The sequence below is a fragment of the uncultured Campylobacter sp. genome (genome assembly GCF_938045465.1).
Taxonomy (GTDB): Bacteria; Campylobacterota; Campylobacteria; order Campylobacterales; family Campylobacteraceae; genus Campylobacter_B.
Genome location: NZ_CALIBF010000050.1, coordinates 1 through 3,616, shown reverse-complemented (window position 1 = coordinate 3,616; position 3,616 = coordinate 1). Strand labels below are relative to the sequence as shown.

Here is a 3,616-nt window from a genome sequence, read left to right as displayed (position 1 = left end):
ATATTCTCGTTCTCGCTCGGCTTTACTTTATCTCACGTAAGCATCATATCGAATGCGGTTTTTGGCGCATCGCTATTGCCTTACGCTTCCTTGGGCGCCGAGATCGTAAAAGCTATCCTAACGATAATTTCAGCATTTTATATCGCTGATAAAATTATCGACTTTCGCATTTTAGGCATCGATTGCAAGCTAAATTTTATATTTTTCATCGCCTTTGCGACGATAGGCGTGATTATCGTTAGTCTGCTATCTTTATTTATGATCATCGGCATAATGATATTAAATAAATCGGAAATTGCATTTGCAACGATGTGTCTATCTCTCGGGCCGATTTGGACCGCTTGGTTATTTCATATCAGCAGATACAGGCTCGGGGCTTTCTTGCAAAATTGCAGCCCAACGACAAAATCTACGGCAAGAAAATACAACATAGACAAGGCGCTATTGGTCATTATAATAATAATAGCGCTGCTGATTCTTATACCGATAATAGCGAAGCTTTTGTGATTTTTATTTTAAAATTTTAAACCAGCCGTAGAATTCGTTCGCTTCCAGGTGCGGATCGCCCGCACTGGAGATGAAAAGCGGCTGTAGAGCGGCATTTGCTCTAAAATTTCCCGCGCCCCTCATCTGCGCGCTGTAAAAAATAAGCGCGTGGCTCGCAAACTGCGCGAACTCGTCAAACGAACTCGCACCCGCTTCTATCATCGTGATTTTCGCGCCCGCAGGCAGCGAGCGCGACACCTCCACCTTGCGATCCGCGACGCCGAAAAGCGGAATGCTCGCATCAAAATCCGAAAGTGTGCGGCGCGAGTGGATCCACACATCGGGTGCGCGTAGCTTTAGATTTTGCGGCGCAACGCGCGCATCTAGCGCCAGCATATCGGCGCTACTTGCCAAAGCGCTAATTTCATCAAATTTAGCCGCACGCACATCCAGCGTCGGTCTGTCGGCGCGCACGGTCTGCCCGCCCACGCCTACGTAATCGCACACGCCGCGCAGCTCGTGCACAAACGCGCGCTGCTTCTCGCTGCCGATCCGTCCATGCACCGAGCCGTTTAGCGCGGCGTTGATTTTGATGAAGCAAAAGCCGCTCTCGCGCGCCAGATAAAACGGCTCCGCAAGCTCCGCCGCCGCGGCAGGGCAGACGTTAAATTTTACCTCTATGCCCCTGCGGCGTAAAATTTCTGCGCCGCCCGCAGCCTGCGCATTCGTATCACGCGCGCCGATTACCACGCGCGACAGTCCGAGCTCCGCCAAAAGCTCGGCGCAAGACGGGGTCTTGCCGCGGTGTGCGCAGGGCTCGAGCGTGACGTAGGCGCAAGCGCCGCGCAAAAGCCCGCCGTGGCGGTTTAAGATGAAATCGTAAGTGAAGCTCGGCTGCAAAAACGCGCTTTTTAGGGCTTCTAGGTTTTGAAATTTAACGCCGAATTTGCGGGCATATTCGCGAGCAAAGTCCTGCGCGAAATTTGCGTCCAGATCGCACAGCGCGGCGAAAACGGCGTTTGCCTCGGCATGCAAAAAGCCCGCCTTTTTGTGCGCGCCTATACTTAGAACTCTGCCGCTCTTATCCAGCAGTGCGCAGCCCACGGCGGGGTTGGGTAACGCCAGAGCCTGATAGCGCCACGCAGCCCGCAGCGCCAAATCCATGTAAAATTCGTCGTTCATACAAAATCCAAAATTTAAATTGTCCCGCTCCGCCGCGATCGCTTAGCCGATTTTACGATTAAGCCGCGTTGCAAATAGTTACCGGGGTGCGATCGCAATGTGCGCGCTGCAAAACTCGCAGAGGCAGTATTTGTCGCGAGCGGTAAAATTTAAATTTACGACAAAGCGTAAAATTTAAAATTCTGCTTTGCAGCAAAAGGTTTGAAATTTTACCGCGTCAAAACAGCGCGTAAATTTTAAATTTAACCGCTTTCGGGCGCGACGTAAAATTCTAAAGCAACGCGCAATCGTCACGCAAAACTTATCTTTTAGCGGTGCAGCGTGAAATTTTAAAGCGCCGCTCGGTGGCGTGAAATTTATTTCTTGTCGGTGCAATCTGAAATTTCAAAACAAACAAGCGGCGCCGGAATTTTAAAATTTTGCGCCGAGCGCCGCGAGCCGTAAGCCGTCAAGAGCAACCGGGGGCCGTAAATTTCAAAAGCGATTTTAAAATTTAAAGCTCGAAATTCCAAGCCAAAATTTCAAACAAGCAAATCCCGCGCAGTAAATTTTAAAGCCTCATTCGCAAAATTTCAAATCTGCGCGCAAGGCTCTAAAGCTCCGCCGCTACCACTGCACGTAGGTTCGCGCCTTTTTGATCTCATCGAGCCGCACGCTTACCTCGCCGCCGTCCGCGCGCAGTCTAAGCACGCTGCCTTCGCAGCCAAGCACCTCGCCGCTTAGCTTCTGCCCGTCCGTGCGGCTTAGGCGCACCAGCTCGCCCACGGAGTTTGCGAAATGCTGCGGCTTGCTTAGCTTGCGCTCAAGCCCGGGCGAGCCGACCTCCAGCGTCCATTCGCCCTCAAGCGGCGGCTCCACGTCGAAAATCGGCGAAAGCAGCCGCGATAGCCGCTCGCAGTCGTCTAGGCCCACGCCGCCCGCTTTCGTGATGCTGATGCGATAGATCGTTCTGCCGTTTTCGCTCACCGTCTCCACGTCGTAAAGCTGCACGCCGCACTCGCGCGCCAAAGCCTCTAAATCAACCATTTTTGCGCAGCTCCTCCTCTATTTTGTCGAATAGATCGTCCATTTTGTTTTGATACTCCAAGCGGTCGTCAAATTTGAAGTGAAACGCGGGGCAGCGGTACCAGCCCTCCGCCTCGGCGCAGAAGTTTTGCAAATATCTCGCCACGCGGCCGAGCTTTTCGAGCACGAATTCCTGCTCACGCTCGTCGAAGGCGTTTTTATCCAGATACACAAACGCGTCGTAGCGCCCGCGCTTGCACTCCACGTCGGTGACGCACAGCCCGCGCAAAAGCTCGTCCTCAAGGCTCGCGAGCGCTTCGGGGATGAGCTGCTTTAGCACGCTTTGCGTGCGCAGTCTTCTGAGTTCGGTCGGATTCATCTTTACCTCGCTATCTTAAATCGCCGCAGACTGCGCGGCGATGGAATTTTATTTTGCGTCTTGCGATGACGGAATTTTATTGCTTTGTCGCAGCGGGGCATCCGTCTCGCGACGACAACGCAGAATTTTATCTCGCGTCTTTCAGCGACGAGAAATTTTATTTCGCTTGGGCATGACGATGCGGAATTCTATTTCGCTTCGGCGTTGCGAAATATCCGTCCTGCAGCGACGCGGTCTGTTTAAATTTGACGCAGCTTGCGATGCGTCGGAACGTCTATTTAAATTCTAAGCGGTTTGCTGCGCGCCGGTATTGCAAGCGACGCCGCACTTTTTAAAATTTCGCTTTTAAATTTCAAAATACGCAATCTCGGCTTTGAAATTTTAACTCGACACTTTGCGCTTAAATTTCAAACGCAGATCGCGCGAGAATTTCATGGCTCGCGTACGGAAGCTCGTCGCATAACCGTACCACTACCGCAGAAATATTTCCGCGCCAAGACGCGGTGCTATTCTACGCCGTATTCTGCTCGCCACGGCACGCTATATCACCGCCGCGCTGCTGTT

4 protein-coding genes and 1 pseudogene are annotated in these 3,616 nt (G+C 52.2%); 2 read left to right on the top strand and 3 right to left on the bottom strand.

Going from position 1 to position 3,616, the window contains the following annotated elements; all coding sequences use genetic code 11:
• Positions 1-507 (top strand): annotated as a pseudogene (locus Q0413_RS02725) (hypothetical protein); the annotation flags it as partial.
• Between the two features lie 3 nt (positions 508-510).
• Here Q0413_RS02725 and ribD read toward each other — a convergent pair.
• The 3 genes from ribD to rbfA all read right to left on the bottom strand — a co-directional run bounded on the left by ribD (position 511) and on the right by rbfA (position 3,052).
• Complete coding sequence (gene ribD / locus Q0413_RS02720) at positions 511-1,668, bottom strand: bifunctional diaminohydroxyphosphoribosylaminopyrimidine deaminase/5-amino-6-(5-phosphoribosylamino)uracil reductase RibD (protein ID WP_298987044.1); 1,158 nt, start codon at positions 1,666-1,668, stop codon at positions 511-513.
• Between the two features lie 606 nt (positions 1,669-2,274).
• Complete coding sequence (locus Q0413_RS02715; RefSeq protein WP_298987042.1) at positions 2,275-2,694, bottom strand: ribosome maturation factor RimP; 420 nt, start codon at positions 2,692-2,694, stop codon at positions 2,275-2,277.
• The gene (rbfA, locus tag Q0413_RS02710; RefSeq protein WP_005872391.1) at positions 2,687-3,052 is read right to left on the bottom strand and encodes a 30S ribosome-binding factor RbfA; all 366 of its coding nucleotides are present in this window, start codon (positions 3,050-3,052) and stop codon (positions 2,687-2,689) included. Before rbfA ends, Q0413_RS02715 begins: the two co-directional genes overlap by 8 nt.
• 294 nt (positions 3,053-3,346) lie before the next feature.
• Here rbfA and Q0413_RS02705 point away from each other — a divergent pair.
• A partial coding sequence (locus tag Q0413_RS02705) for a hypothetical protein (protein WP_298987040.1) occupies positions 3,347-3,616 on the top strand: 270 nt, incomplete at its 3' end.